At 70.4% G+C, this 25129-nt stretch carries 23 protein-coding genes and 1 pseudogene; 11 read left to right on the top strand and 13 right to left on the bottom strand.

What is annotated here, in order from left to right; translation table 11 throughout:
• Positions 1-13 precede the first annotated feature (13 nt).
• Together AOM00_RS01220 and AOM00_RS01225 are read right to left on the bottom strand one after the other, a co-directional pair.
• Positions 14-862 carry an ABC transporter permease gene (locus AOM00_RS01220; protein WP_062516045.1) on the bottom strand — a complete coding sequence of 283 codons (849 nt, stop codon included), beginning with the start codon at positions 860-862 and terminating at the stop codon, positions 14-16.
• The gene (locus tag AOM00_RS01225; protein ID WP_062516046.1) at positions 862-1800 is read right to left on the bottom strand and encodes an ATP-binding cassette domain-containing protein; all 939 of its coding nucleotides are present in this window, start codon (positions 1798-1800) and stop codon (positions 862-864) included. Before AOM00_RS01225 ends, AOM00_RS01220 begins: the two co-directional genes overlap by 1 nt.
• Positions 1801-1938: 138 nt before the next feature.
• On the opposite strand from AOM00_RS01225, the gene AOM00_RS01230 reads away from it, so the two are divergent.
• The gene (locus AOM00_RS01230; RefSeq protein WP_062516047.1) at positions 1939-2589 is read left to right on the top strand and encodes a TetR/AcrR family transcriptional regulator; all 651 of its coding nucleotides are present in this window, start codon (positions 1939-1941) and stop codon (positions 2587-2589) included.
• A 31-nt stretch (positions 2590-2620) separates the two neighbouring features.
• Here AOM00_RS01230 and AOM00_RS01235 read toward each other — a convergent pair whose 3' ends face one another.
• Positions 2621-3232, bottom strand: a complete 612-nt coding sequence (locus AOM00_RS01235) for a TetR/AcrR family transcriptional regulator (RefSeq protein WP_169746789.1) — start codon at positions 3230-3232, stop codon at positions 2621-2623.
• Between the two features lie 115 nt (positions 3233-3347).
• On the opposite strand from AOM00_RS01235, the gene AOM00_RS01240 reads away from it, so the two are divergent.
• The 6 genes from AOM00_RS01240 (at position 3348) to AOM00_RS01265 (ending at position 10121) form a co-directional block, all read left to right on the top strand.
• On the top strand, positions 3348-4259 hold the full coding sequence (locus AOM00_RS01240) for an ABC transporter ATP-binding protein (protein ID WP_062516049.1): 912 nt from the start codon (positions 3348-3350) through the stop codon (positions 4257-4259).
• An 8-nt stretch (positions 4260-4267) separates the two neighbouring features.
• Positions 4268-5851 carry an ABC transporter permease gene (locus AOM00_RS01245; RefSeq protein WP_228373365.1) on the top strand — a complete coding sequence of 528 codons (1584 nt, stop codon included), beginning with the start codon at positions 4268-4270 and terminating at the stop codon, positions 5849-5851.
• Between the two features lie 112 nt (positions 5852-5963).
• Positions 5964-7538, top strand: a complete 1575-nt coding sequence (locus AOM00_RS01250) for a bifunctional phosphatase PAP2/diacylglycerol kinase family protein (protein ID WP_062516051.1) — start codon at positions 5964-5966, stop codon at positions 7536-7538.
• A 220-nt stretch (positions 7539-7758) separates the two neighbouring features.
• Positions 7759-8682, top strand: a complete 924-nt coding sequence (locus AOM00_RS01255) for a cation diffusion facilitator family transporter (RefSeq protein WP_062516052.1) — start codon at positions 7759-7761, stop codon at positions 8680-8682.
• A 372-nt stretch (positions 8683-9054) separates the two neighbouring features.
• A complete protein-coding gene (locus AOM00_RS01260) occupies positions 9055-9693 on the top strand; it encodes a DUF433 domain-containing protein (protein WP_062516053.1) in 639 nt (212 codons plus the stop codon).
• Positions 9690-10121 carry a DUF5615 family PIN-like protein gene (locus AOM00_RS01265; RefSeq protein WP_062516054.1) on the top strand — a complete coding sequence of 144 codons (432 nt, stop codon included), beginning with the start codon at positions 9690-9692 and terminating at the stop codon, positions 10119-10121. Before AOM00_RS01260 ends, AOM00_RS01265 begins: the two co-directional genes overlap by 4 nt.
• A 188-nt stretch (positions 10122-10309) precedes the next feature.
• Here AOM00_RS01265 and AOM00_RS01270 read toward each other — a convergent pair.
• The 3 genes and pseudogenes from AOM00_RS01270 to AOM00_RS01280 form a co-directional block, all read right to left on the bottom strand.
• A pseudogene (locus AOM00_RS01270) lies at positions 10310-10801 on the bottom strand (cation diffusion facilitator family transporter); the annotation flags it as partial.
• Positions 10802-12235 carry a phosphomannomutase/phosphoglucomutase gene (locus AOM00_RS01275; protein ID WP_062516055.1) on the bottom strand — a complete coding sequence of 478 codons (1434 nt, stop codon included), beginning with the start codon at positions 12233-12235 and terminating at the stop codon, positions 10802-10804. It lies immediately after the preceding pseudogene.
• 58 nt (positions 12236-12293) lie between these two features.
• Positions 12294-12653, bottom strand: a complete 360-nt coding sequence (locus AOM00_RS01280; RefSeq protein WP_062516056.1) for a DUF3499 domain-containing protein — start codon at positions 12651-12653, stop codon at positions 12294-12296.
• A 111-nt stretch (positions 12654-12764) separates the two neighbouring features.
• Between AOM00_RS01280 and AOM00_RS01285 the strand changes: the two genes are divergently transcribed.
• A complete protein-coding gene (locus tag AOM00_RS01285) occupies positions 12765-13163 on the top strand; it encodes a metallopeptidase family protein (protein WP_062516057.1) in 399 nt (132 codons plus the stop codon).
• Between the two features lie 24 nt (positions 13164-13187).
• Here the strand turns inward: AOM00_RS01285 and AOM00_RS01290 are convergent, their stop codons facing one another.
• From AOM00_RS01290 to AOM00_RS01300, 3 genes are read right to left on the bottom strand one after another with little or no spacing between them, the layout of a single operon-like run.
• Positions 13188-14507: a DUF5719 family protein gene (locus tag AOM00_RS01290; RefSeq protein WP_062516058.1), complete on the bottom strand. Its 1320-nt coding sequence runs from the start codon at positions 14505-14507 to the stop codon at positions 13188-13190.
• A complete protein-coding gene (locus AOM00_RS01295) occupies positions 14504-17632 on the bottom strand; it encodes a glycosyltransferase (protein WP_062516059.1) in 3129 nt (1042 codons plus the stop codon). Before AOM00_RS01295 ends, AOM00_RS01290 begins: the two co-directional genes overlap by 4 nt.
• A gap of 24 nt (positions 17633-17656) precedes the next feature.
• Positions 17657-17920, bottom strand: coding sequence for a WhiB family transcriptional regulator (locus AOM00_RS01300; RefSeq protein WP_439644714.1), 264 nt, complete (start codon positions 17918-17920; stop codon positions 17657-17659).
• Positions 17921-18218: 298 nt separating this feature from the next.
• On the opposite strand from AOM00_RS01300, the gene AOM00_RS01305 reads away from it, so the two are divergent.
• Entirely contained in the window at positions 18219-19427 is a 1209-nt protein-coding gene (locus tag AOM00_RS01305) for an LCP family protein (protein WP_062516060.1), read from the top strand.
• A gap of 89 nt (positions 19428-19516) precedes the next feature.
• On the top strand, positions 19517-20791 hold the full coding sequence (locus AOM00_RS01310; RefSeq protein WP_062516061.1) for an LCP family protein: 1275 nt from the start codon (positions 19517-19519) through the stop codon (positions 20789-20791).
• Between the two features lie 121 nt (positions 20792-20912).
• On the opposite strand, the gene purE is transcribed toward AOM00_RS01310, so the two are convergent.
• On the bottom strand, positions 20913-21413 hold the full coding sequence (gene purE, locus AOM00_RS01315; RefSeq protein ID WP_062516062.1) for a 5-(carboxyamino)imidazole ribonucleotide mutase: 501 nt from the start codon (positions 21411-21413) through the stop codon (positions 20913-20915).
• Entirely contained in the window at positions 21410-22552 is a 1143-nt protein-coding gene (locus AOM00_RS01320) for a 5-(carboxyamino)imidazole ribonucleotide synthase (RefSeq protein WP_062516063.1), read from the bottom strand. The genes purE and AOM00_RS01320 overlap by 4 nt, the downstream gene beginning before the upstream one ends.
• A gap of 33 nt (positions 22553-22585) precedes the next feature.
• On the opposite strand from AOM00_RS01320, the gene AOM00_RS01325 reads away from it, so the two are divergent.
• Positions 22586-23104 carry a GtrA family protein gene (locus AOM00_RS01325; protein WP_062516064.1) on the top strand — a complete coding sequence of 173 codons (519 nt, stop codon included), beginning with the start codon at positions 22586-22588 and terminating at the stop codon, positions 23102-23104.
• Between the two features lies 1 nt (position 23105).
• Here the strand turns inward: AOM00_RS01325 and AOM00_RS01330 are convergent, their stop codons facing one another.
• Together AOM00_RS01330 and AOM00_RS01335 are read right to left on the bottom strand one after the other, a co-directional pair.
• Positions 23106-24410, bottom strand: a complete 1305-nt coding sequence (locus tag AOM00_RS01330) for a HAMP domain-containing sensor histidine kinase (RefSeq protein WP_062516065.1) — start codon at positions 24408-24410, stop codon at positions 23106-23108.
• Positions 24411-24418: 8 nt separating this feature from the next.
• Positions 24419-25096 (bottom strand): response regulator transcription factor, encoded by a 678-nt coding sequence (locus tag AOM00_RS01335; protein ID WP_062302819.1) that lies wholly within the window; start codon positions 25094-25096, stop codon positions 24419-24421.
• Positions 25097-25129: the final 33 nt, after the last annotated feature.

The raw sequence follows: 25129 nt of genomic DNA on the forward strand, positions 1-25129 counted from the left end.
CGTCGGAGTGGCGTTAGACGTCGCGACGGGTGATCGATGCGGTAGCGGCGGCTACGAGGGCAACGACCCAGACCGCCAGGACAATCGCGCCTGCGCCGGCACTGAGGGTGTCGCCGGTCGTGCCGACGGGTGTGAAGCTGGCGGCGGCCTGCGTGGGCAGGTACTTGAGGAGTTCGTCCCAGCTATCGGGCAGGAGTGCGCCTGCGATGCCGGGCACGATGAGTGCGCCCGCGATGAGGGTGCCGATGGAGCCGGCGACGCTGCGCATGAGGAAGCCGAGTGCGAGACCCAGGAGTGCGATGGCGACGAGGAATGCCGCCATGCCCCCCAGTGCTCGGACGACGCCGTCGTCGGACAGTGCGACGGTGGTTGCGTCCTGGCTCGCGAAGACGGCGTTGCCGGCGAAGAAGGCACCGAACGCGCCGATGAGGGCGGTTGGGAGGACGACCGCGGTCAGCACGATCGCCTTCGCGATGACGACGTGCCATCGTTTGGGCACCGCTCCGACGGTCGCGACGATCATGCGCGAGGCGTACTCGCGTGCACCGGACAGCGCGCCGAGGACGCCCAGGAGCAGGAGCGCGAAGCGTGAACCGGTGAGGACCGTCTGGAGGGCGTCGCCGCCGACGGCGAGCGGGCCGCCGTTGGGTGCGTCGACCGATCCGGTCGAGACGGCGGCCGCGATGGCTCCGAAGGCGATGAAGAGGACCATGGTCGCGCCGAGCATGGTCCAGTTGGCGCGCAGGGTGCGGAACTTGATCCACTCGGAGTGGATGATGCGGGCGAGGGTGCTCTTGGTGTGGCGTCCGGAGGTCGCCTGCTTGACGTCGAGGGTGACGGTCGCGGTTGCGGTGGTGGTCATCAGGCGGCCGCCTCTTCGGTGTGGTGGGTGGGGTGGACGCTGGAGCCCACGTAGGTCACTTCGTCGCGCGTGAGTTCCTGGTAGGCGGACTCGAGGGACGTCGGCACGGTGTGGAGCTGGTGAAGTGGCAGCCCGTGGGAGTGGGCGGCCTCACCGATGCTGGCGGCATCCGTGCCGGTCACCGTGAGGAGCCCGTCCTCGGCGACGACCGTCGCTCCCGCCGCCTCGAGCAGTGCCGTGAGCCGGGAGACCTCGGGCGTGACGACTTCGACCGCACCCGTGGACGCGGACGAGATGAACTCCCCCATCGTGGTGTCGGCGAGGATGTGGCCGCGGCCGATGACGATGAGGTGCTCGGCGACGAGCTGCATCTCGCTCATGAGGTGCGAGGACAGCAGAACGGTACGGCCCTCGGATGCGAGGTCGGTCAGCAGGGTGCGAATCCACTGGATGCCGTCGAGGTCGAGACCGTTGACCGGCTCATCCAGGATCAGAACCTCAGGGTCGGCCAGGAGCGCTGCGGCGATGCCGAGGCGCTGGCCCATGCCGAGCGAGAAGGAGCCGGCGGCCTTGCCAGCGACGTCCGACAGGCCCACGACACCGAGGACCTCGTCCACGCGGCGCGCCCCGATGCCGATGGTCGCCCCGAGCGCGAGGAGGTGGTTGTGGGCGCTGCGGTTCTTGTCGACACCCTTCGCATCCAGCAGCGCGCCGACTTCTGCGAGCGGCGCGGGTGCGTCGACGTACGGGCGGCCATTGACCAGCGCGCGGCCGGACGTCGGCCGGTCCAAGCCGATGATCATGCGCATCGTCGTGGACTTGCCTGCACCGTTGGGTCCCAGGAACCCCGTGACGACGCCGGGCTGGACGGTGAAACTGATGCCGTCGACAGCGCGCGTCTCGCCGTAGGTCTTAGTCAGACTCTGAATCTCGATCATTCATTCCTCATTCGATATGGACTGGAGTCGTCCGTTTCGAAGTGTACAGTGAAACGGACGGCGCTGATCCACTTTGGTAGCGGCGCGCCAGGCGCGGCACCGGCAGGGGTCGACTTGCTGGGACAATGAGGGGTGGCCATGTCGAAGCAGGAGGGAACGCGCGTGCGCAAGGACGTCGCGCGGAACCGCGCAGCACTGCTTGCCGCAGCAGATCGACTGCTCGCCACGCGCGGCGTCGACCTCACGTTTCACGACGTCGCCGAGGAGGCAGGACTCGGCGTCGGCACCGTCTACCGACACTTCGAAGACCGGTCAGAGCTCCTCGACGCGCTGATCGACACCCGCATCGAAACCCTCAGAACCATCGTGGCCGCCGCGGCGCAGCACGATGATCCGGTCGAAGGGCTCCGCGAAGCGGTCCTCGGGGTGTGCGAACGTCAGTTCGAGGATCGCGTCACAGCGCAGCTCCTCTTCATGGACTCCGAGCGGCACCGAAAGCTGGCGGGCGAGCGAGTTCTGCCCCTCATCGTCGACCTTGTTGACCGCGTCCGGGCCACAGGTAGCGCGCGCGCGGACCTTGCCGCTACCGACATCCCAATGATTCTGTTCGTGGTTTCATCGCTTGCACGGGCGACCGCGGACGTGCGCGGCGACCTGTGGCGACGGTACGCGAACCTACTCCTGGATGGGCTCATCTCCGGCGACGGAGACCGCGGCGCGCCGATTCCTGTGCCGCCCACCGCCCTAGAGTTCGGTCGCCTCAGTCACCAGATCCACTACGCGCCCTAAGCCGCCGCATCGCCGGACAGCGGTCCAGCAATCAGGCCCCGTCCGCACCTTCCGGGGCCAGGTAACGCTGGATCGCGGGACCCACCAGGTCAACCAGATCGTCGTGTTCGAGCACGACGATCGCGGGCACCTCCGCCACGAAGCGCGCGAATGCGACTCCGAGCAGGTGAGTGCCCGCCAGCACCTGCCCGATGGGGATGGGCGTCCCATTGCTCGCGCCGATGGCCGCGAGGAGTGGTTCAGTCGGGCGACCCGGCTCGATGCCGGAACGCAAGAGCGCCCGCAGCGCCACGCCGACCTCAGCGTCCTCCCACAGGTGCAGGTAGGCGTCCGCGACTCTACGGCCGACACCTTCACGCTCCCCCGACAGCGCGGCGCGAAGCCTCACCGCAACCTCGCTCCGACTCGCGACGGCAACGGCGAAGAGCGAGGCCTTGTCCCCGAAGAAGTGCCGGATCATCGCGGGATCGACGCCAGCGCGCTGTGCGATGGCCCTGATCGTCGCGCCGTCGTACCCGTTCTCCGCGAAGAGCGTTCGGGCTGCGTCGAGGATCAGCTCGCGAGTCACTGTCTCACCCGGGCGTCGCCCGACAGGACGAGACGGACCGACCTCGCTGTCCGTCGCTTCCACCGGGTTAGTCACACGTCCAGCGTAGTGAACAACTCCACAGTTGGTGAATAACCCTGTGATGTCGTTAGATGGAGTCACCCGCAGCCGCGGATCGCGAGCCAACGCGTAGAAGCCAAGAGAGGTGTGCATGTCTGCAGACGAGCCGGTCATCGAGACCCAGGGCCTAGTGAAGATGTTCGGCAAGTTCAAGGCGCTCGACGGACTGGACCTGTCCGTCGCGAAGGGCGAGGTCCACGGCTTCCTCGGCCCCAATGGCGCGGGCAAGTCCACGACCATCCGCGTGCTGCTCGGCCTGCTCAAGGCCAACGGCGGCACGGCCCGGCTCCTGGGCGGGGATCCGTGGTCGGACGTGGTTGAGCTGCACAAGCGCCTCGCGTACGTCCCCGGCGATGTCGCGCTGTGGCCGTCGATGTCCGGCGGCGAGGCGATCGACCTGCTGGGCAGCCTGCGCGGCGGACTGGACGATGCGCGGCGAGCCGAGCTCGTCGAGCGCTTCGAGCTCGACCCCACCAAGCGGGGCCGCCAGTACTCGAAGGGCAACCGGCAGAAGGTCGCGATCGTCGCAGCTCTCGCCTCGAACGTCGAGCTCCTCATCCTCGACGAGCCGACGTCGGGCCTCGACCCGCTCATGGAGAACGTCTTCCAGGAGGTCCTCGGCGAGGCGAAGGATCGCGGGACGACGGTACTGCTGTCGAGCCACATCCTGTCCGAGGTCGAGACTCTCGCGGACCGCCTCAGCATCATCCGCGCCGGCAAGATTGTCGAGACAGGCACCCTCGCCTCGATGCGCGGCAAGGCCCGCACCACAGTCCACGCCACCATGACCCGCATCCCGGTCGCCACCGACCTGGCAGGGCTCCACGACGTACAACTCGATGGCAACAAACTCGCCGCCACCGTCGACGCCAATGGCATCGGCGATGCGATGGCACTGCTCACTCCGTACGGGCTCGAGGCGCTCACGGTCGCACCACCGTCGCTCGAAAGCCTCTTCCTGCGCCTGTACGAGAACGACGCCGACGCGGTGGGCACCCGATGAGCGCACCCGTGGTCGGCGCACCTCTCCTGCTCCGCACCTCGATCAAGCACGAGGCACGCAGCTTCGCGCCATGGATCGCGATCGCCACCGTCCTGTCCGCGTCATCCGTCCTCGTCTATCCGTGGGTGTTCCCCACGGAGGCGGACCGCGAGGGACTCGCAACGCTCGTCGGATCCAACCCGGCGCTCGGCCTAATCTTCGGTCCGGCGTTCGACGTCAGCACCGCCGACGGCTTCAACGCATGGCGCACGCTGGCGCTCGGCGGCCTGCTCACCGCGCTCGGTGCGATCTTCGTCGTCACGAAGGCCACCCGCGGCCAGGAGGACTCCGGTCAGGCCGAACTGCTCGCCTCGGGCGTGTTGGGACGCTCGTCGAGGCTTCTCACGGCCGTCGCCATGGGCCTGATCATGTCCATCATCGTCGGCATCGTCGCCGCGGTCGTCACCCTGCTGTGCGGTGGCGGCACCGAGGCGACGCTGCTGTTGTGCGCGACGTACACGGCAACCGGCTGGATGGGAACGGGCTTCGCCGCAGTGACTTCACAGCTCGGTGCCGAGGCGCGCGCGTCCAGCTCCATGGCCGTCGGGGTGATGGGTGTGCTTTTCATCCTGCGCGGCTTCACCTACTCGGTGGAGGCGGCCGACTGGGCCCTGTGGATCAATCCGCTCGCGTGGATGACCGAGACCAAGCCCGCGGTCGAGAACAACTGGTGGCCCCTTTGGTTGGCCGTCGCGCTGACGCTGGTGCTCCTCGTCGTGGCCTTCGCCCTGCAGGCACGCCGAGACTTCGGCCAGGGAGCGATCGCACCCGCCCCCGGGCCCGCACGGGGCCGGGCACGCACACCCCTTGCCCTCGCGCTCAAGCTCAACCGAGGCACGCTCATCGTCTGGGCGACCGGCTTCGCAGTCCTCGGTGTCGTGTTCGGCTACTTCACGACCGCGATCACGGATCTCCTCGCCGGCGATTCTGGCATCGGCCAGGTGCTCGCTTCCGGAGCCCAGAGCCCCGCCGACGTGTTCGGCGCGTTCGTCGCGACCGTGGTGAACCTCATCGGCATCTTCGCATCGATCGCCTGCGTGCAGATCATCCTTCGGGTACGCAAGGAGGAGATGGATGACCGCGTGGAGCCGCTCATCGCGACGCCCACCTCGCGCGCCCGGTACTACGCGAGCAACGTCGTCGTCGCGATGGGCGCGGCCGTCGCGTTCCTCGTCATCGCCGGCGTCATCGTCGCAGGGTTCGCGTCCAGCGCCGACATCGGCGTGACCTACGGCCAGGCCTTCGGGCAGGCGCTGGCGACGATCCCGGCCGTGTGGACCGTGATCGCTGTCGCGGTCGCCGTCGTCGGCGCGCGTCCCAAGGTGTCCATCGCCGCATGGGCAGGAGTGCTGCTGTCCTTCGGCCTGACGCTCCTGGGTCCGACCTTCGGCCTTGACGACTGGGTCCTCGCGATAAGCCCGTTCTACCACGTGCCCGCGGTGGCCACCTCGACCGTCGAGTGGGCCGGCCTCGGCGTCGTATTCCTCGTCGGCGCGGCCCTGGTCACCGTCGGATTCGCAGGATTCCGCCGACGCGACCTCGCAACAACCTGATCCGCCCGGCGTGGGTCCCAGGACGCATGACGTTCCTGGGACCCACGCCGCTCGCACTTTAGGCGTCGGCACACGTCGGCCAAGGGCCGAATACCAGCGAAGGGGTTCAACAGTGGCGGAGCCAGGTCTCGCGACGACAGAGCGCCGCCGGTCCTTCGAGCCGATCGCATTCGCGATAGCGGTCGTGTCTTACGTCTTGTGGACGTACGGAGTGATTTCCGGTTGGGCTGATCGCACGGTTGACACGTGGTTCGGTCCGTCGGATCTCGACCCCCGATCGCACATGGGACAGATCGCTGAAGCGTTCGCCCTAGTGACCAACCCCTTCCTCATCGCGGTGATCATGGCGGTGCTCGCTCTTCGGTCGTTCCGGCGACGGCAGCGCCACCTCGCGGTCGCGTTTCTGATCGCACTGCTCGGTTTGCCTGCGTGGCAGATCAACCGGGTCCTGATTGACCGCCCACGTCCCCCATCTGAGTTCGACGACTCGATCTCGGCGATCGGCGCGTCATACCCGTCGGGCCACGTGCTCACGGTCACGATCGTCCTCTGGGTCCTCGTCACCGTCGCGAACATGCAGCGCCGGTCCCCCACCGCAAGCAACCTGCGCCGCGCGCTCGGTCTCACCTTGATCGTTGCCACGTGCGCAGACCAATGGGCGATGAACAATGCGCGGCTGTCCGACATGGTCGGGGGCTGGTTGTTCGGCGCGATTGTCGCCGCCGGTGCGCTGTGGGTCAGCGGCATTCACGTGCTCACGCAGACCCTGCGCCCGATCGCGCCGGACGCACCCCGGGGCAAGCGTGCCGCGATCATCTACAACCCCACCAAGGTCCTCGAGCTCGATCTCTTCCACCGACGAGTCGCGCACGCCATGGCGCAGGCCGGGTGGGAGACCCCACTGTGGCTCGAAACGCAACGCGACGACCCGGGCCGCGGCATGGCGGAAGATGCGCTGGCCAAGGGAGTCGACGTGGTGCTCGTCGCGGGCGGCGATGGCACCGTGAGGACCGTCTGTGCGGCCATGGCACACACGGGCATCCCGGTCGCGATCATCCCCGCCGGCACCGGCAACCTCCTCGGGCGAAACCTCGGCGTGCCGCTAGATGAAGACGAAGCTCTGGACGCCGCACTCCACGGGGAGCCGACGCCGGTCGACATGGCGCATTGGGAGGGTGGCGGCGCGAGCGAGTCGTTCGTGGTCATGGCCGGCGTTGGCCTGGACGCGCAGATTATGCGCGACACCGATCCCCGGCTGAAGCGCGTCGTCAGAAGTGGCGCGTACGTCGTGGCGGGCATCCGGCAGGTCGCCGCCGAACCGTTCCACGCAAAGGTCACCGTCGACGGTCGAGTCGTTCACGACGGCAAAGCACTGATGACACTGGTGGGGAACGTTGGACAGCTACAGGGCGGGGTCAACCTCCTCCCCGAAGCCACCCCGAATGACGGCCGCATCCACATCCTCATCGCCCGAGGCGAAGGCGTTCGCGGCATGATGCGTCTGGTGGCGGCCATCCGGCGCGACGGTCCGGCGTCGCCAATGCGACGCTTCTCAGGACGACGTATCGACGTACAACTCGACCGCGAGGTCGCCTTTCAGCTCGACGGCGACGCTGCCGGCACCGCGAGCTCATTCCACGCGGAGGCGAAAACTGCTGCACTTCTCGTCATGGGCCCGCGCGAGTAGAGCTGACAGCACCTCGTCTTAGCCACGAGGCGCGAACCGTTGTGTGGTGACAGCTCTCGGCGGCGATCCGGACCCACACGCGAGCCTGAAGACAGAACTCCTGAGAGTCCGTAGCGGGGCACCTGACCTCCGGCAATTCCCGGCGTCTGGGCGTATCCGCGAGGTTGCTGGACCAGTACGCTCGCGCTCAGAACCCGCAAGCACCGAAGGAGTCCCTGACATGTCCACTGAAGGCGGAACGAAGGCGGTCGTAGCGGCGCTCTCGGCGAACCTCGGCATCGCCGTGACGAAGTTCGGCGCATGGGCGCTGACCGGCTCCTCCTCGATGCTCGCAGAAGCGATCCACTCGGTGGCGGACTCCGGAAACCAGGTGCTCCTGCTTGTCGGCGGCAAGGCTTCCAAGCGCGAGGCGACCGAGGAGCACCCGTTTGGCTTCGCTCGCTACCGGTACTACTACGCCTTCCTCGTTGCTGTGGTCCTGTTCACGGTCGGTGGCCTGTTCGCCCTGTACGAGGCATGGCACAAGTGGCAGCACCCTGAGCCCATCGAATCCTGGCACTGGGTCCCTGTCGTGGTGCTGCTGGTCGCGATCGTGCTCGAGGGGCTGTCATTCCGCACTGCCATCCACGAGTCGAACAAGGTGCGCGGCAACTTGCCATGGACCAAGTTCGTCCGCCGGCATCGCGCACCTGAACTTCCAGTAGTGCTCATGGAAGATGCAGGCGCATTGATCGGACTCATCTTCGCGCTGTTCGGCGTCTCGATGACCCTGATCACGGAGGACGGCCGCTGGGACGCGGTCGGGTCCGCGGCGATCGGCCTACTACTCGTCACCATTGCAGTTGTCCTCGGGAGTGAGACCCGCGAGATGCTGCTCGGCGAGTCGGCCGTGCCCGAAGACATCGACAAGATCAAGGTGGCCCTCGCCGACGCGGGATACACCGACGTCATCCACCTGCGCACCGTGCACATCGGCCCTGAGGACATCCTCGTCACGGCCAAGGTCGCAGCAGCTCCCGACGAATCTCTCGCGACGATCGTGGCGCGCACCGACGACGCAGAGGCGCGAATCAGGGCAGCGGTCCCTGCCGTGAAACTCATCTTCATCGAACCGGATGTGCGGCGAGCCCCGGACCCGGCATGACCGACACGTGAAGCCGTGCGCGAGGTCAGGGCCTCGAGCCGTCCGGCTGCGGAGCTGGCCGCGACCGCCGATGCCCCAGGGCAACGTGAATGTGACCCGTCACCGGACCGCACGCCGCACGGCCCGTGCCGTCAACGCTGGCAATCATGTCCGGCTAGGTGACCGAACGCGTCTAGGCCGACGGCGAACGACAACGAGACCCTCCGTCTGCGTTCGCCGGGTCGCCTTCGACCAGCGTGCGCCAGCCCCCAGAAGAGCGCACGCCGGCTGCGCGGCGACCTTGCTTGGGCACAGGTCATCGATAGTCTTCGCTTGAGCGGTGCGGCGAGGATGCCGAATAGTTGCTTGGACGGCTGGGGGCGGTGAGCGCACGTGTACGACACGAAGATGGCCAGTGTGCTGACGGGAGCGACCCTTGGTCAGCTCGCGCGGTGGAGGTCGGACCTGGGCTCCCAGGGGCCGTTGCTTGAACCTGCCCATCGCGACAGTCGTAGGCACCTCTACTCCTTCGAGGACGTGGTTGCTCTCCGCGGCTACGTCCTCCTGCGCCAGCAGACGAGCCTCCAGCGCATCCGGAAGGCAGTGCAGTACCTCAAGGAGACGCACCCCGATACGCATCTGAGCAGTCACCTGCTGAAGGTCGCTCCGGGTGGTCGCACAATCGTTTGGATGTCGGACGACGGCGAGTACGTCGATGTTGTCGAACGTCCCGGGCAACAGGGCATCCGGGTCGTGATGCAGGCCATCTTCGGAGAGTTCGAGACTGACAGTGGGCGCGTAGTTCCAGACCTCAGCGAACCTGCGCCAGGGCTATCGATTGACATCGATACGCGCGCTGGATTCCCGGTCTTAGCGGGCACGCGACTGCCGTTCAACACGATCTCGTCACTGTCGAGGGACGGCGTGCGCGACGAGGACATCATCGAGATGTACCCGTCCGCAACGCCGCGAGGGATCGCGGGTGCAAACCAGTTCGCGAAGCTGATCGAACTCAACGCGGCCGTCGCATGAACATCCTGCTCGACGAGAACGTTCCGCGACCACTCGTGGCGATGGTGAAAAAGCTGCTGCCCGAGCACAGAGTCGATCACGTCGCAGAGATCGGATGGTCGGGGAAGCCCGATGTAGCTCTCCTGAATGACGCGAGCCACCGATACGAGACCTTCATAACGAACGACTCAAGCCAGTACATGGACCCCAAGGAATGCCAAGCCATCAAGGCGAGTCGCCTCCATCACGTGACCTACAAGATGCCGAAGGACGGCCTGGACGGCCTCGCCCTCGCAGCGGGGGCCATCACTGCAGGCGTGCGCGGGTTGATCGAGCGCCTTGAGAGCGCGCCGTCACAACGGATCGCAACGATCGTTGGGATCGGCACCGGAGAACGGTTCAGGGTCGTCGATCCCGCAACCAACCCGCCCAGCAACTACTGGAGCTAGCGCATTCGGCTGACCCGGCGTGGCCCACGCGTGAGGCTGTGCGCGAGGTCAGACCCTCGATGCGGGTGGCGGATGACTTGGCGTCACGGGGGCGCAAGTGAATGTGTAACCAACACCTGCGGGTTACACACAGCGAGTTATTACTACAGGAAAGACTGTCAACCACATGCTGTGTTGGTACGTAGAGCGAGCAGGACCACGGGAAGCTCGGGCGAGCGTGAGCGGCGGATGAAGCGCCCCCAGCCGACGTTGCCGCGGATCTTGTTGGACTCGATGATCGCGGTGCGGAAGGACATGCCCTCGAGCGCCATCGCGACCAGCAGCACCACCACGGGCACCCACTGCCACGACTCGATCGCCTCGGGATGCTGCCACTTGTGCCACGCCTCGTACAGCGCGAAGCACCCGCCGAGCGTGAACAGCACCACGGCGACGATGAAGGCGTAGAAGTACCGGTAGCGCGCGTAGCCGAACGGGTGGTCGGGCGTCGCCTCCTGGCGCGCCTTGCGCGCGCCCAGGAGCAGCAGCAGCTGGTTGCCGGAGTCCGCCACCGAGTGGATGGCCTCCGCGAGCATGGACGATGCGCCCGTGAGGCCCCACGCGGCGAACTTGGTGACGCCGATGCCCAGGTTGGCGCTCAGCGCCGCGATGACGGCCTTGTTGCCGCCCTCGGTGGACACTCAGGCCTCCCTGATGACGGCGAGGACCTCGTCGCGCTTGCGCTCCATGAGCGCGGCGCCGTCGGCCTCCGAGTTGAGGCGCAGCAGCGGCTCCGTGTTGGAGGGGCGCACGTTGAACCACCAGCGCTCGCCCTCGCCCGGGGCGGGCCAGTGCTCGACCGTGAGGCCGTCGAACTCGTCCGAGTAGACGTCCTCGGTGACGAACGCCGCCTTGACGCGCGCGAGCGCGTCCGGCACCGAGTCGACCGTCGAGTTGATCTCGCCCGACGCGATGTACGGCTCGTGCTGCGCGATCATCGCGGACAGCGGGCCGTCCTGCGAGCCGAGCGCTGCAAGCACGTGCATCGCCGCGATCATCCCGGAGTCCGCGTAGAAGAAGTCGCGGAAGTAGAAGTGGCCCGAGTGCTCGCCGCCGAAGACCGCGTTGAGGCGCGCCATCTCCGCCTTGATGAAGCTGTGCCCCACGCGCGAGCGCACCGGGGTCGCACCCGCCGCGGCGAGCTGCTCGCGGACGGCACGGGAGGAGATGAGGTTGTGGATCACGGTCGGCTGCGCGTCCGGGTCGGCCGCGAGCTCGCGCGCGGTCTCGCGCAGGCCCACCAGGCACGTGATCGCGGAGGGGGTGACCACCTCGCCGCGCTCGTCGATGACGAAGCAGCGGTCCGCGTCGCCGTCGAACGCGAGCCCGATGTCCGCGCCGTGCTCCTTGACCGCCGCCTGGAGGTCCACGAGCGTCGACGAGTCGAGCGGGTTGGCCTCGTGGTTCGGGAACGTGCCGTCGAGCTCGAAGTAGAGCGGGATGATCTCGAGCGGGAGCTCGGGCAGCCCCTTGGCCGTGCCGAGCACCGCCGGCACCGTGTAGCCGGCCATCGCGTTCGCGGCGTCGACCACGACCTTGAGCGGGCGGATGCCGTCGAGCGGCACCAGGGAGCGCACGAAGGCGCCGTACTCGCCCACCATGTCGCGCATCGTCTCCGTGCCGGGCGTCTCCGCGGCCGCGGGCGGCTCGACCAGGTACTGCGACGCGAGGGCGCGCACGTCCGCGAGACCCGAGTTCTCGCCCACGGCGCGGGCGCGGCTGCGGCACAGCTTCATGCCGTTGTAGGCGGCCGGGTTGTGGCTCGCGGTGATCATGACGCCCGGGATGTCGAGCGCGCCGGACGCGTGGTAGAGCCCGTCGGTCGAGCACAGGCCGATGCGCACCACGTCGACGCCCCGCGCGGTCAGGCCCGCGGCGACGGCGTCCGCGAGCCCGGGCCCGCTGTCGCGCATGTCGTGACCGATCGCCACGGTGGTCTCGCCGTCGGGCAGCACGATCGCGTCCGCGAACGCGGCGCCGATGGCGGTGGCGATCTCGAGCGTGAGGGTCTCCCCCACGATGCCTCGGACGTCGTACGACTTGATGAGCTGGGACAGGTCAGGTGCGGTCGTCACGGGGTCAGGTTAGCGGGACGTCGCGAGCCCTGTCCTTAGCGAAGGCTTGTTTATCCCTTTATGCGTCATTGGTGATGACGCGCAGGTGTCCGCGACGCGGCTCGGAGGCCACCGGTGCGGGGGGCGTGAAGGCGGGAGCCGGTCGCGGCCGCCCCGCCTCGCGCACGGCGCGAGCGAGCGCCTCGAGGTCGTCCGTCGACGGCTCCGGCTCCACGAACTCGCTCTGGATGTGCACCACGTCCCAGCCGCGGGGCGCGGTGAAGCGGTCCGCGTGATGCGCGCAGAGGTCGTAGCTGTGAGGCTCCGCGGCCGCGGACAGCTGGCCGACCACCACGGTCGAGTCCGCGTAGACGTAGGTCAGGGTGGCCGCGGCGGGGCGGGCGCACGACGAACGCGAGCACTGACGGGTGGCGATCACGTCTTGGACGGTACCCCCGCGCCGCTCGCGTGCGTCGCTGCCACGCCGGGGCCCCGGCACGCGGGCGAGGCGGGACGATGCCGGGCGCGGGACGCGCGGTAGCCTCACCGTATGTCCCGGCGCGATCGTCACGGCCGCGGCCTGCGCAGGCCGCTCCTCCCCTTCGGCGCACCCGGGCATCGCACGCGCGCCGAGCGCTTCGACGAGCTCGTGGCCGATGCCGTGGACCGGCTCGAGCCCCGTTGGGGCGACCAGTGGGGACGCATCGAGTTCGGCACCGAGGATGTGCCGCCGTCGGACCCGACACCGTGGGAGGACGGCGTGCCGCTCGGACGCCTGTTCCCCGCGGACCTGGGCCAGCCCACGCGCGTGGTGATCTACCGGCGCCCGCTCGAGCAGCGCGCCGACCCGGGCGATCTGCCTGCGCTCGTGCGGGACGTGGTCACGGAGCACGTCGCGCACGTGGTGGGGCGTCCGCCCGAGGACGTCGACCCCGACTACGGCGCGTAGCCCGCTCGCACGCGTCGAGCAGGCTCAGGAGCCGTCGCGCACGTACCCCCGCTGGCTCACCGTCACCGGGGTCGACTCGACATCCGTCCGGCGCGGCACCACGGTGCCGATGAACCCCGGCTCATCGGTCGCGGTCGCGACCCATGCCGCACCGGCAGGACCCGTCACGACCGTCCCGGCAGGCACGTCGACGTCGAGGACGCGGCTGGTGCCCGCGGTCATCGAGGCCGATGCCACCACGGTCCCCGCCGCATCGGTGAAGGCGACCTCCCCGGTCGCGGAGGCATGCACCGCGAGCGCGGTGATGTGCTCGGTGATCATGACCGAGCGGGCCGCGCCGTCATCCGCGGGCTGTGCGGGGGTCCACGCGAGGTCTGCCGCGAGCGCATCGTCCGGGCCGTCCACCACGTCGCGCGGCACGGTGAGCAGCGCGCCCGCGACGACCGGCGCATCGGCCACGATCTCGATCGCACCCGAGGCGGCCGCGGGCACCTCGACCTCGGTGACCACGCCGGGCTCGAGCTCGAGGGCCGACACCCCTCCCCACTCGATGGCGCCGTCCTCGCCCACGAGCGTGAGGCTCGCGTCCGCGCCCTCGGGTGCGAGCAGCCGCAGCGTCGCCGTCGCCTCGCCTGCCACCCCCACACCCGGCACCACGAGCGACGTGCCGGGCTGCGCGCCGCGCGTCACCCAGTCGGTGCCCGCGGCCTGGAAGCCGTCGAGCCGCGAGTCCTGAAGATGCGCGACGATCCCGGCGCCGGTCGCGACCACGTGGACCGCGAGCGCGGGCACCTCCGCCGCGATGCCCTCGAGGAGCAGGTCCTGCTGCGCGCCCGGGGCGATCGAGACGACGGCGTGCTCCTCGATCTCGCCGAGCCCGCCGTACAGCGTCACGGTGGCCTCGGTGGATGCGTCGGAGGGGTTGGTGAGCACCAGGCGCGCGCTCGCGCCGAGCGCGGTCGATCCGCCCACCAGCCACTGGTCGCGCACCGGCGCGACGCATGCGGCGGCGGCGATGCCCGCGACGTCGCCCGTGCCGATGCGCTCGAGGGAGGCCGCGGCATCGCCGTCCGCCAGGAAGCCGACCCCGACGGGGTCGGTGCCGTCGCCCTCGACGTCGTAGGTGCGCTCGCCCGAGCCCGAGCCCAGGTCGGGGTCGCCGGAGTCGATGTCGCCCACCGGGATCTCGACCGGGCCGGGGCATGCGAGCGGCTGCACCGCCGGGACCACCTCGGCGACGGTGGTCGCGCGCTCACCCGGCTCGTCGACGACGATGCGGCCGGTCGCCACGACCGCCACGATCGCGGCACCGGCCGCGAGCAGCACCACCAGACGCCGGATCATCGTCGCACCGCCTGGAATCGTCGATCATGCAGCGGGACCATGCCCACGAGCGCCCACGCGGTCGCGACCACCGAGGCCCACCACCACCAGCGGTAGTCCGTGTCCTCGTAGCGGAAGGTGACGTCGCCGGCGCCGTCCGGCACCGTGAACGCCGCACGGCCGCGCTCGTCCTCGACGGCCTCGAGCGCGACGCCGTCGGCGAAGGCTTCCCAGCCGTCATCCATCGCGGCCGCGATCACCAGGGTCCCGCCCTCGAGCGGGCGCGCGTCGATGACGCCCGACCATGAGTCCGAGGTGCCCACGACCACCGCGTCGGCGGACTCGATCCACGCACGCGCGACCGGGGCGTCGGAGCCGACCCGGGAGACGCGGTAGGACGTCCCGACGTCGCTCGCGCCGATGAGGCTGAGCTCCGGGATCTGGCTGAGCGAGCTGGCGATCATCGGCGATCCTGGCGCCGCCACGATCACGCCGATGCCCCAGTCCGCGAGCACGGGTGTCGCGTCCGCGCCGGCCCCGGCGAGCGCCGCGACGGTGTCCGCCAGCATCGCGGGCGTCGCGGGCGTGGTCCCGGGACGCACCAGCGGCGCGCCCTCGGGGTCCGTCTGCGCACGGCCGGTCACCGTGGTGGTGCCGTCCGACTCGAGCACCGAGTAGTCGACCCCGGTCTCCGTGTCGTCGAGCACCAGCACGCGCTGACGCGTGCCGAGATCCTGCTCGAGCGCCGCCACCAGCGGGAGCACCGCGGTCGACACCGCATGGACGTCGCCACGCTCGGCGCGTCCCGGCCACGCCTCGACGACCACGCTCGCGACCAGGACGCCGGCCATCGCGACCACGGCGACGGACGCTGCGGTCCGCACCGCGGCGCGACCGCGCCCCTCCCCCGCGATCCACAGCCGCGACGATGCCGCGGCCGCGGCGCCGATGAGTCCCGCGGCGATCAGCGTCGAGCCAGGACCGGCGAAGCCGTTGGCGGGGGCCTCCCCGGCCCCCGCATCGTGCACCACCACGGTGGCCTGCGCCGCGACGGCGGTCACGACGCCGAGGCCCGCGATGGCGAGCCCGCTCGCGACCGCCCACGGCGCACGTCCGGACGCGACGGCGATCGCGGCGGCGAGCACCACGCCGATCCCGACCGCCCCGACCACGACGGTGCCCGGGATGCCAGGCAGACCCGGGGCCCCGTGCGAGTGCGCCGTGAGGCCCAGCACCAGCCGCCACGGCTCGACGGTCGCGCTCGCGAGCGCCGGCCCGTTCTCGCGCGCCAGGATCGCCCAGGATTCGCGCGTGAACGGCCCCGCGGACCACGCGGCGACGAGCGCCGGCCCGGAGACGATGAGCGCGGGGACGGCGGCGGACCAGACGCGCCAGCGCGCGCGGCCCGCCAACGCGCCCGCGATGATCACCGCGAGCACGAGCGGCACAAGCAGCACGGGCGCGGCGACCACCACGACCGCCAGCGAGAAGGCCGCGCCCATCGCGGCGCTGGGCGACGGCGTGCGCTTCGCGGGGAACTCCTCGCCCCCGCCCACGGCCTCGCCGCGATGCCATCCCGCTGCACGTGCGACACCCATCGCGAACCACGGCAGCATCACATGCGCGATGACGGCGCCCACGCGCCCGTCCGCGACGGCCTGGAGGTGGAGGGGCCACAACCCGTAGGCGAGCGCACCGAGCCCGCGGGCCCACACCGACCGCGTCGCCGCGCCGAGCGCGAACCACGCGGAGACGGCCGCGAGGGCGACACCGAGCGCGAGCAGGAGGCCGAGCCACACCCGCAGGCCACCCGGGAGGGCCGCGAGCGGCAGCAGCAGCGCGCTGAAGGAGCCGTCGAGCGCGGCCGCGCCGAACCCGTCCGCGCTCCAACCCGACCACGTCCGCTCCCACAGGGCGGCCACCGACGTGTCCGTGACGCCGAGCGCCTCGCCCGCGAGCATGCGTCCCGAGCTGAGCGCCGTGATCCACGTGCCGTGGAGCGCCACCGCGGCAGCGACGGCCAGCACCGTGACGATCCCGAGCCCGGTACGCCTGCGCGCGGCCGCGCGCTCGAGCTCCTGGCGCACCATGTCCGACGGAGCGGACTGTGCGCGCCACCTGTCGTACGCGTGCAGCTCGCGGGAGCGGATGTGGGAGACCACGGCCCTGGTGCCCACCAGGAAGGGGGCGACGGCGCCGGCGGGACGCGTGGAGCCGCGCCTGATGCGCAGGCGCATCGCGGGCACCTGGGGCACGCGTGCGAGCAGGCGCCACGGCACCGCGAGATCGGCGCCGACCATGCGCGACTCGTTCTGCGCGATGCGCAGGACGGCGCGGGTCGCCGCGGACAGGAACGACCACAGCACCAGGAGCGGCACCGCGAGCGCGGGCGACCACGCGAGGGAGTGCACCCACTCGCCCGTGCGGCGCAGGCCGTACGTCGAGTCCTCGCCGCGCGCGGAGCCCGAACGCACTCCCATGAGCCCGTCCTGGGCGTGGCGCACCTTGGCGCCCGGCACGATCACCACGTCGTGGCCAGCGCGCCACGCGCGGCGGCAGAAGTGGAGGCTGTCGCCGTAGCCGCGGTACGCCTGCTCCAGGCCGCCGAAGGACTCCCACACGTCACGGCGCACGAGCGCGGCCGCGAGGGACGCCGCGAGCACGTCGTCGCGCTCGTCGTACTGGCCCTGGTTGATGTCGTCCTGCTCGACCAGGTCGACCCGTCTGGCTCCGACCCGCGTGGTGGTGACGCCCAGGTTCACCAGGCGCGAGGCATCGTCCCACCGCACATGGGCGGGGGCGACCACCGCCGCGGCGGTGCGCTTCTTCGCCGTGGCGACCAGCTGGCCGAGCGCGTCGGGAAGGGCGGCCGTGTCGTCGTGGAGGAGCCAGAGGTACTCATGCGGATGCGCGGGATGCGCGGCGAGCACGCGCGAGACGCTGCGCGAGTAGCTGCGCCCGGAATCCACCCAGTCGACCGTGAGGCCCTCGGGGACCTCGGGGCGCTCGACGCCTTCGCGGAGCACCACGTGGAGGATGTCGGGTCGCAAGGTCTGCGCCGCGACGGCGGCGAGGACCTCGGGCAGATGCGCCGAACGACCGTCGGAGACGACGATCGCGCGCACCAGCAGGCGCGCAGGGCTCATCGCACTCCCACGCGGGAACTCCGGCTAGACCGCGCGCCGCTTGAGCTTGCGGCGCTCACGCTCCGAGAGCCCACCCCAGATCCCGAACCGCTCATCGTTGGCCAACGCGTAGTCGAGGCACTCGGAGCGCACGTCGCAGGACGCGCACACCTTCTTCGCCTCACGCGTGGAGCCACCCTTCTCGGGGAAGAACGCCTCGGGGTCGGTCTGGGCGCACAGCGCGCGCTCCTGCCATGCCAGAGGGCCGTCATCCTCGGTCTCGCCGAAGATGTCGACCACGGACGCCAGCGTCGATGCCGGCTTTCCCGCGTCGGAGGGCACGGAGCCGCCGTAGATATCCCACACGGTCCCACCTCCCGATCGCGACGGGCCCTCCACCCGTCTCAGGAAATTACAGCCGTGTAATCATCCCCAGTCAAGTCGGATGATCTATTTCACACCAACTATTCGTGGACATCGGCGCACACGCACCCGGGCGCGGCGGTTCCTGGCCCCTCCCGGGCCTCGGCAGCGGCACGCGGAGCCGCCATCACCCGCCGGATCGCGCATGCCTACAATGCGGCAGGAGCAGGAGCGAGGGAGGCCCATGAGCGAGCCCGAGGCGGCGCAGCCTCGACATGCGCGCGCAAGCGTCGCGCGCCGCATCGGCCGGTACGCGCTGCTCGTGCTCGTCGCGCTCCTCGGCTACGTGCTCGTGTACGGCAGCACGGTGGTCGACCAGCTCGACTCGACGCTCGCGGCGAACTCGGAGAACGTGGACTCGCTCGTCGGGGAGCGTCCCGACCGCCCCACCGACCAGGACGAGGGCGATGCGCTCAACATCCTCGTGATGGGTTCGGACACCCGCACCGGCGACAACGCCGAGGTGGGCGGCGGAGAAGTGTCCGGGATGCGCAACGACACCACGATGATCGTGCACATCGCTGCGGACCGCTCGCGCGTCGAGGCGGTCTCGATCCCCCGCGACCTCCAGGTCGAGATCCCCGAGTGCACCTACAAGGACGGCTCGACCATCGCCGCGACGTCGGGCGACTTCAACATCGCGTTCTCCAACGGCGGCCTGCGCGGCGATCCCGCCGAGGCGGCGGCGTGCACCATCAAGACGGTCGAGCAGCTCACCGGCATCTACATGGACCATTACGTGGTGGTGGACTTCGAGGGCTTCATCACCATGGTCGACGCCTTGGGCGGCGTGCCGATGTGCATCACCGAGCCGATCGTGTCGGAGAAGGCCCACCTCGAGCTCGAGGCCGGCCCCCAGGTCCTCGACGGAGAGACTGCCCTCGCGTACGCGCGCCTGCGCACGGCCGAGGAGGGAGGCGTCTCCGGCTCCGACCTCCAGCGCATCACCCGGCAGCAGCAGCTGCTCGAGCAGATCGCCGCGACCGTGCTGTCCAAGAACCTCCTCACCGACACCGACGACGTCACGCGCTTCCTGCGGGCGGCCGCCGAGTCGATGACGATGGACGAGTCGATGGCCTCGACCTCGTATCTGGTGGGTCTGGTGTACAGCCTCCGGGACCTGAGCCTCGACGACATCGTGTTCGTCACCCCTCCGTGGCAGTACACGGAGGACCGCCTCAACGTGGAGCTCCTCCCGGAGGCCGCACAGGTGTGGGACGATATGCGCAACGACCAACCGATCTCCGTGACCGCTGAGGGTGACGCGAGCTCCGCCTGGGATGACGGAAAGAAGGAGGAGTCCACCTCTTCCGCAACCCCCTCGTCCTCGTCGAAGTCCAGCGTCTCCCCTTCCGCCGACACGACCGAGGACCTGCTCGAGCAGTGCCGATAGTCGCCTCGCGGAACCTCGGCGAGCCGCGGCGCGTTGTGTCGCCAGCAGAATCGACATCGCGTGCACGCACGCCGAGCTCAGGAGCATGAATGACCGTCGAGGTCTCGGACCGCCGCCGCCGCGCGCGCGTCCGCCACGCGACCCGCGTGCCCAGCCACCGCGTCTTCGCCGCGCTCCTGGGCGTGATCGCCGCGACCACGAGCTTCGTGTGGGTGTTCTACGAGGCCAGCCTCGACCGCGCCACCGACGGCTTCACGCTGGTCGACGTGAGCGCGCTGCTGCCCGAGGTCACGCCGTCGGCCGAGGCCGAGGAGGGTCTTGACGACCCCTCCGCGGGCAAGGCCATCAACATCCTGCTGCTGGGCTCCGACACCCGCCTGGGCGACGACAACCAGGAGCTGGGCAAGGGCGAGGTCGGCGGCATGCGCAACGACACGACGATGATCGCCCACATCTCGGCGGACCGGTCGCGCATCGAGCTCGTCTCGATCCCCCGCGACTCGCGCGTCGCGGTGTCCGACTGCCAGATGCTCGACGGCAGCACGGTCCGCGGCTGGACCGGCAAGTTCAACATCGCCTTCGCCAACGGCGGCTCGCAGGGCAACGTCGCGGAGGCCGCGGCGTGCGTGATGACCACCATCTACGACCTCACCGGCCTCATGGTCGACCACTACGCGGTGGTCGACTTCTCCGGCTTCGTCGACATGGTCGACGCGGTCGACGGCGTCCCGATGTGCATCACGCAGGACGTCTACTCCTCCAAGGCGCACCTCGACCTCGAGGCGGGAGCACAGGTGCTCGACGGCACCGAGGCGCTCGCGTGGGCGCGTGCCCGCACCGGTACCGGCCTGGGCGACGGCACGGACCTCATGCGCATCGAGCGCCAGCAGGAGCTGCTCACCAACATGGCGCGCAAGGTGCTCGGGCTGAACGTCCTCACGGACGTCACCAAGGGCACCAAGTTCGTCAACGCCCTCGCGCGCTCGCTCACCATGGACCCCGAGCTCGGCGACGGCCACTACCTGGTGGGCCTCGCCTGGAGCCTGCGCAACTTCGACACCTCGAACCTCTACATGGCGACGGTGCCGTGGCAGTACGCCGGCGACGGCAGCGGCGACGTCCTGTGGACGCAGCCGGACGCCCAGGAGGTCTTCTCCGCGCTCAAGGCCGACGAGTCCGTCAAGGACCTCCTCGAGCCCGAGGAGACCGCGACGCCCGACGATCCCACGACGTCCGCGACGCCCGACGCGACCGCCTCCGAGGAGCCGAGCGCCGAGCCCAGCGACAGCGCGGAGCCCACCACGAGCCCCACGCCGCTGCGCGAGACCCAGGACGACATCCTCGCGGACTGCGTGATCGACTGATCCCGACCCCGCAGCGCCCTCGGGGCTCCGCCGCATACGGAGCCCCGAGGGCAGCCGAGAACGGAGACCGAGGCTGCGACGCACCGGCAGGCGCGTGGCCCAGCCGCGGGGACGACGCGCGTCAGGCCTGGCGGAGCGCCTCGCCCTTCGCGTAGGCGAGCTCGCGCAGCTCCTCCTGGAAGGCGCGCATGCGCTCGCGCAGCCGTGCCGCCTCCTCGCCCTCCCCGGCCCCGAGGATGCGCGCCGCGAGCAGGCCCGCGTTGCGCGCGCCGCCGATCGACACCGTCGCGACCGGCACGCCGGCGGGCATCTGCACGATGCTCAGCAGCGAGTCCATGCCGTCGAGGTGCTTGAGCGGGACGGGCACGCCGATGACCGGCAGGGTGGTGACGGACGCGAGCATCCCCGGCAGGTGGGCCGCGCCGCCGGCGCCGGCGATGATGACCTGCAGCCCGCGCGACTCGGCCTCGCGGCCGTAGGCGATCATCTGCTCGGGCATGCGGTGCGCGGACACCACGTCCTTCTCGAAGGAGATCCCGAACTCGTCGAGCGCCTCCCCCGCGGCCTTCATGGTCGGCCAGTCGGAGTCCGACCCCATCACGATCCCGACACGGATGCTCATGCGTCCACCCCATCCCTCACGATGGCGGCCGCTGCGACCGCCCGTCCGTAGGCCTCGTCGCGCGTGGCCGCCGACACGTTGACATGCCCCACCTTGCGGCCGGCGCGCACGCCCTTGCCGTAGAGCTGGATCCTGGCGCCCGCATCGTCCACCTCGGCCAGCGCGTCGGTGAGGCGCGTGCGCGAGCCGCCCAGCACGTTGGCCATGACGGTCCACGGCGCGGTCGGCTCGGTCGACCCCAGCGGGAGGTCCATCACGGCGCGCAGGTGCTGCTCGAACTGGCTGGTGACAGCACCGTCGATGGTCCAGTGGCCCGAGTTGTGCGGGCGCATCGCGAGCTCGTTGACCAGCAGCCGGTCGCCTGCGAGGAACATCTCCACCGCGAGCACGCCCGTGACGTCGAGCCCCTCGGCGACGGTCCGACCGATCTCGGCGGCCTCCTGCGCGAGCCGTGCGGGCAGCTCCGGCGCCGGCGCGATGACCTCCGAGCACACGCCGGCGCGCTGGATCGACTCGACCGTGGGCCACGCGCGAGCCTCGCCGGAGGGACGTCGCGCGATGAGCACAGCGAGCTCGCGCTCGAAGGGCACCTTCTCCTCGATGAGGACGCGCGGTCCTCCGTCGGCCGCGGCGCGGAGCCAGTCGTCGGCCTGGGCAGGCGAGGTGATGACGCGCACCCCCTTGCCGTCGTAGCCGCCGCGCGCGGTCTTGAGCACGCCGTGGCCGCCGTGACGCGCGAGGAAGTCCTCGACGTCCGCCTCGGTCTCGACGTGGGCCCATGCCGGGTTGGGCAGACCGAGCGCGTCCATGCGCATGCGCATCTCGATCTTGTCCTGCGCGTAGAGCAGCGCGTGGAGGCCGGGCCGCGCGGGGACGCCCGCCGCCTCGGCGGCGTCGAACACCTCGGCGGGGATGTGCTCGTGCTCCCACGTGAGGGCAGCCGGGCGCGGGTGCGCCAGCAGCCGTGCGATCGCATCGGGATCGGTGGGAAGGCCCACCACGGTCTCATGGGCGGGGAGGGCGGCGGCGGCCTCGTGCGACTCGACGAGCACACGCAGCGTCAGCCCCAGCGCGGTGGCGGGGGCCGCCATCATGCGGGCGAGCTGGCCACCACCGACGACGGCGACGATCGGGATCATGGGACAAAACTACCGGGGCTAGGCTCATCCCCCATGACCGCTCTCCTCGCGTGGCTCCGACGCCGCGCCGGCGAGCTCACGCGCTTCGGCGTCGTGGGCCTCGCGGGCGTCGTGGTGAACCTCGGCGTCTTCAACCTGCTGCGCCTGGGACCGCTCGCGCCCGACGCCGAGGTGGTGGGCTCCGACGACCGCGTGGTGACCGCCAAGATCATCGCGACGCTCACGTCGATCGCGTTCGCCTGGATCGCGCATCGCGAGTGGACGTACCGGGGACGGCGCCGCCACCGCCCGATGCGCGAGGCCGTGCTGTTCACGCTGGTCAACGGCGCCGCGCTCCTGGTCGAGGCCGGCATGCTCGCGGTGAGCCACCACTGGTGGGGCTTCACGTCCGCGCTCGCGGACAACATCGCGTCGCTCGTGGGCATCGGGCTGGGGACCATGACCCGTTATGCGGGCTACGCGCTGTTCGTGTTCGACCCTCCGACGGACGATGCGGGCGCCCCCGCGCCGTCGACCGCGCCCGAGACGCACGCGGCGCCCGACGAGACCTGATCTAGCGCCGCCGGCGACGGGGCTGGCGCGCGTGCGGCACGATCTGATCGATGCCCACCATGCGCGGGACGCCCTGGAGGAAGACCGCGAACGTCGCGGGCACGCGCTGCGCGAGCTCCAGGCGGCCGCCGTCCGCCGTGACCAGGTCGCGCGCGAGGGCGAGGCCCAGGCCCGTGCCGCGTCCCGATGTGACCTCGCGCTCGAAGATGCGCGAGGACAGCTCCTCGGGCACGCCCGCGCCCTGGTCCGTGACCTCGATCACCACGGCGTGGTTCTGCCCGGACTCGCGGGCCGCGACGCGCGTGGTGCCGCCGCCGTGCTTGAGCGAGTTCTCGATGAGCGTCGCGAGGACCTGGGCGAGCCCGCCGGGGGTCGCGAACACCGTCGACTCGGTGGGCATGACGACCAGGCGTCGCCCGGCCTGCTCGAAGGCCGCGACCCATTCCTGGCGCTGCTGGTCGAAGACCTCGTCGAGCTGCACCAGCTCGGTGCCCGAGCCGAGAGCGCGCCGCGAGCGCCCCAGGAGCTCGTCCACCACGCCCACGAGCCTCTCGACCTGCTCGAGCGACCGCTCCGCCTCCTCGCGGACCTCGTCCTGGTCCGTGAGCACGCTGATCTCCTCGAGGCGCATGCTGAGCGCGGTGAGCGGGGTGCGCAGCTGGTGGGACGCATCGGCGGCGAACTGGCGCTCCGTCGCGAGCCGCGCGGCCATGCGGTCCGACGATCGCGCGAGCTCCTCCGCGACCAGGTCGATCTCCTCGATCCCCGTGGTCTCGAGGCGCGGCCTCACCTGGCCGGAGCCGATCTGCTCGGCGGACGCGGCGAGGTACACGAGAGGCGCGGACAGGCGGTTGGCCTGCCAGATCGCCATCGCCGCGCCGGCGACGATCGCGACCGTCCCGCTCGCGAGCACCAGGCCCACGATGCGGGCGGCCTGCCAGAACACGTCCCACCAGGAGATGTACACGTAGACGATCACGCCCGAGTCGGTCACGTAGTTCGCCGTGTACGCGGGCGAGGGCTCCTCGCCCGCCGCGAGCTGCGTGCCGTCCGGCAGGACCACCCGCATGTACTCGGGCGCACCCGGGCTGTTCGAGACGTAGGACGCGACGTTGCCCTCGGAGATCGCCTCGCCGGACTGGTAGCGCAGCTCGAGCGCCTTCGCCGCCGTGGTGGCGCGCTGCTCGAGGCTCCGCACGGCGTCGTCGCGCATGATCTGCGCCGCGGCGACCGCGAGCGGGATGCCCAGCATGACGACCGCGACCGCCAGGGCGGAGAACGTCGCGGCGAGGACGCGGCGGCGCACGGGTCCCCTCAGTCGCCGGTCTCGAAGCGGAAGCCCATCCCGCGCACCGTGGTGATGAAGTGCGGGTGCGAGGCGTCGTCGCCGAGCTTGCGTCGCAGCCAGGAGACGTGCATGTCGAGGGTCTTCGACGGCGCGCCCGGGTCCGCGGACCAGACCTCGCGCATGAGCGAGTCGCGCGACACCACGGAACCGGCGTTGGAGACGAGCACCTGAAGCAGGTCGAACTCCTTGCCGCTGAGCTGGAGCTCGGTCCCGTCGAGGTACGCACGGTGGCCGGCGACGTCGATACGGACGCCCCCGGCCTCGATGTCCCCGCCCGCCTCGGATCCCGTGCGGCGCCGCAGCAGCGCGCGCACGCGGGCGAGCAGCTCGGCGAGCCGGAACGGCTTGGTGACGTAGTCGTCCGCGCCTGCGTCGAGGCCGACCACCAGGTCGACCTCGTCGGCGCGCGCCGTGAGCATCAGGATGGGGACCTGGAGGCCCTTGTCGCGGATGCGACGGGCCACGTCCACGCCGTCGATGTCGGGCAGGCCCAGGTCAAGGATCACCAGGTCCGCGTCATCGGATGCCCCGACCCCGCCGAGGCCCGTGCCGTGCCATTCGACGTCGTACCCTTCCCGGCCCAAAGCACGGGTCAAGGGTTCTGAAATGGTCGGGTCATCTTCGACCAAAACAATTCGCGTCATGTCGACACAGTACCCGGGACCGCCGACTTTGCA

Source organism: Demequina gelatinilytica (assembly GCF_000971115.1).
GTDB classification, from domain to species: domain Bacteria; phylum Actinomycetota; class Actinomycetes; order Actinomycetales; family Demequinaceae; genus Demequina; species Demequina gelatinilytica.

Excerpts from the sequence above, each read along its gene's own strand:
- purE (WP_062516062.1), bottom strand. The coding sequence starts at position 21,413 with ATGAGCATCCGTGTCGGGATCGTGATGGGGTCGGACTCCGACTGGCCG.
- AOM00_RS01265 (WP_062516054.1), top strand. The coding sequence starts at position 9,690 with ATGAACATCCTGCTCGACGAGAACGTTCCGCGACCACTCGTGGCGATG.
- AOM00_RS01255 (WP_062516052.1), top strand. The coding sequence starts at position 7,759 with ATGTCCACTGAAGGCGGAACGAAGGCGGTCGTAGCGGCGCTCTCGGCG.
- AOM00_RS01295 (WP_062516059.1), bottom strand. The coding sequence starts at position 17,632 with ATGAGCCCTGCGCGCCTGCTGGTGCGCGCGATCGTCGTCTCCGACGGT.
- AOM00_RS01225 (WP_062516046.1), bottom strand. The coding sequence starts at position 1,800 with ATGATCGAGATTCAGAGTCTGACTAAGACCTACGGCGAGACGCGCGCT.
- AOM00_RS01230 (WP_062516047.1), top strand. The coding sequence starts at position 1,939 with ATGTCGAAGCAGGAGGGAACGCGCGTGCGCAAGGACGTCGCGCGGAAC.
- AOM00_RS01320 (WP_062516063.1), bottom strand. The coding sequence starts at position 22,552 with ATGATCCCGATCGTCGCCGTCGTCGGTGGTGGCCAGCTCGCCCGCATG.
- AOM00_RS01310 (WP_062516061.1), top strand. The coding sequence starts at position 19,517 with ATGACCGTCGAGGTCTCGGACCGCCGCCGCCGCGCGCGCGTCCGCCAC.
- AOM00_RS01220 (WP_062516045.1), bottom strand. The coding sequence starts at position 862 with ATGACCACCACCGCAACCGCGACCGTCACCCTCGACGTCAAGCAGGCG.
- AOM00_RS01285 (WP_062516057.1), top strand. The coding sequence starts at position 12,765 with ATGTCCCGGCGCGATCGTCACGGCCGCGGCCTGCGCAGGCCGCTCCTC.
- AOM00_RS01325 (WP_062516064.1), top strand. The coding sequence starts at position 22,586 with ATGACCGCTCTCCTCGCGTGGCTCCGACGCCGCGCCGGCGAGCTCACG.
- AOM00_RS01305 (WP_062516060.1), top strand. The coding sequence starts at position 18,219 with ATGAGCGAGCCCGAGGCGGCGCAGCCTCGACATGCGCGCGCAAGCGTC.
- AOM00_RS01335 (WP_062302819.1), bottom strand. The coding sequence starts at position 25,096 with ATGACGCGAATTGTTTTGGTCGAAGATGACCCGACCATTTCAGAACCC.
- AOM00_RS01290 (WP_062516058.1), bottom strand. The coding sequence starts at position 14,507 with ATGATCCGGCGTCTGGTGGTGCTGCTCGCGGCCGGTGCCGCGATCGTG.
- AOM00_RS01240 (WP_062516049.1), top strand. The coding sequence starts at position 3,348 with ATGTCTGCAGACGAGCCGGTCATCGAGACCCAGGGCCTAGTGAAGATG.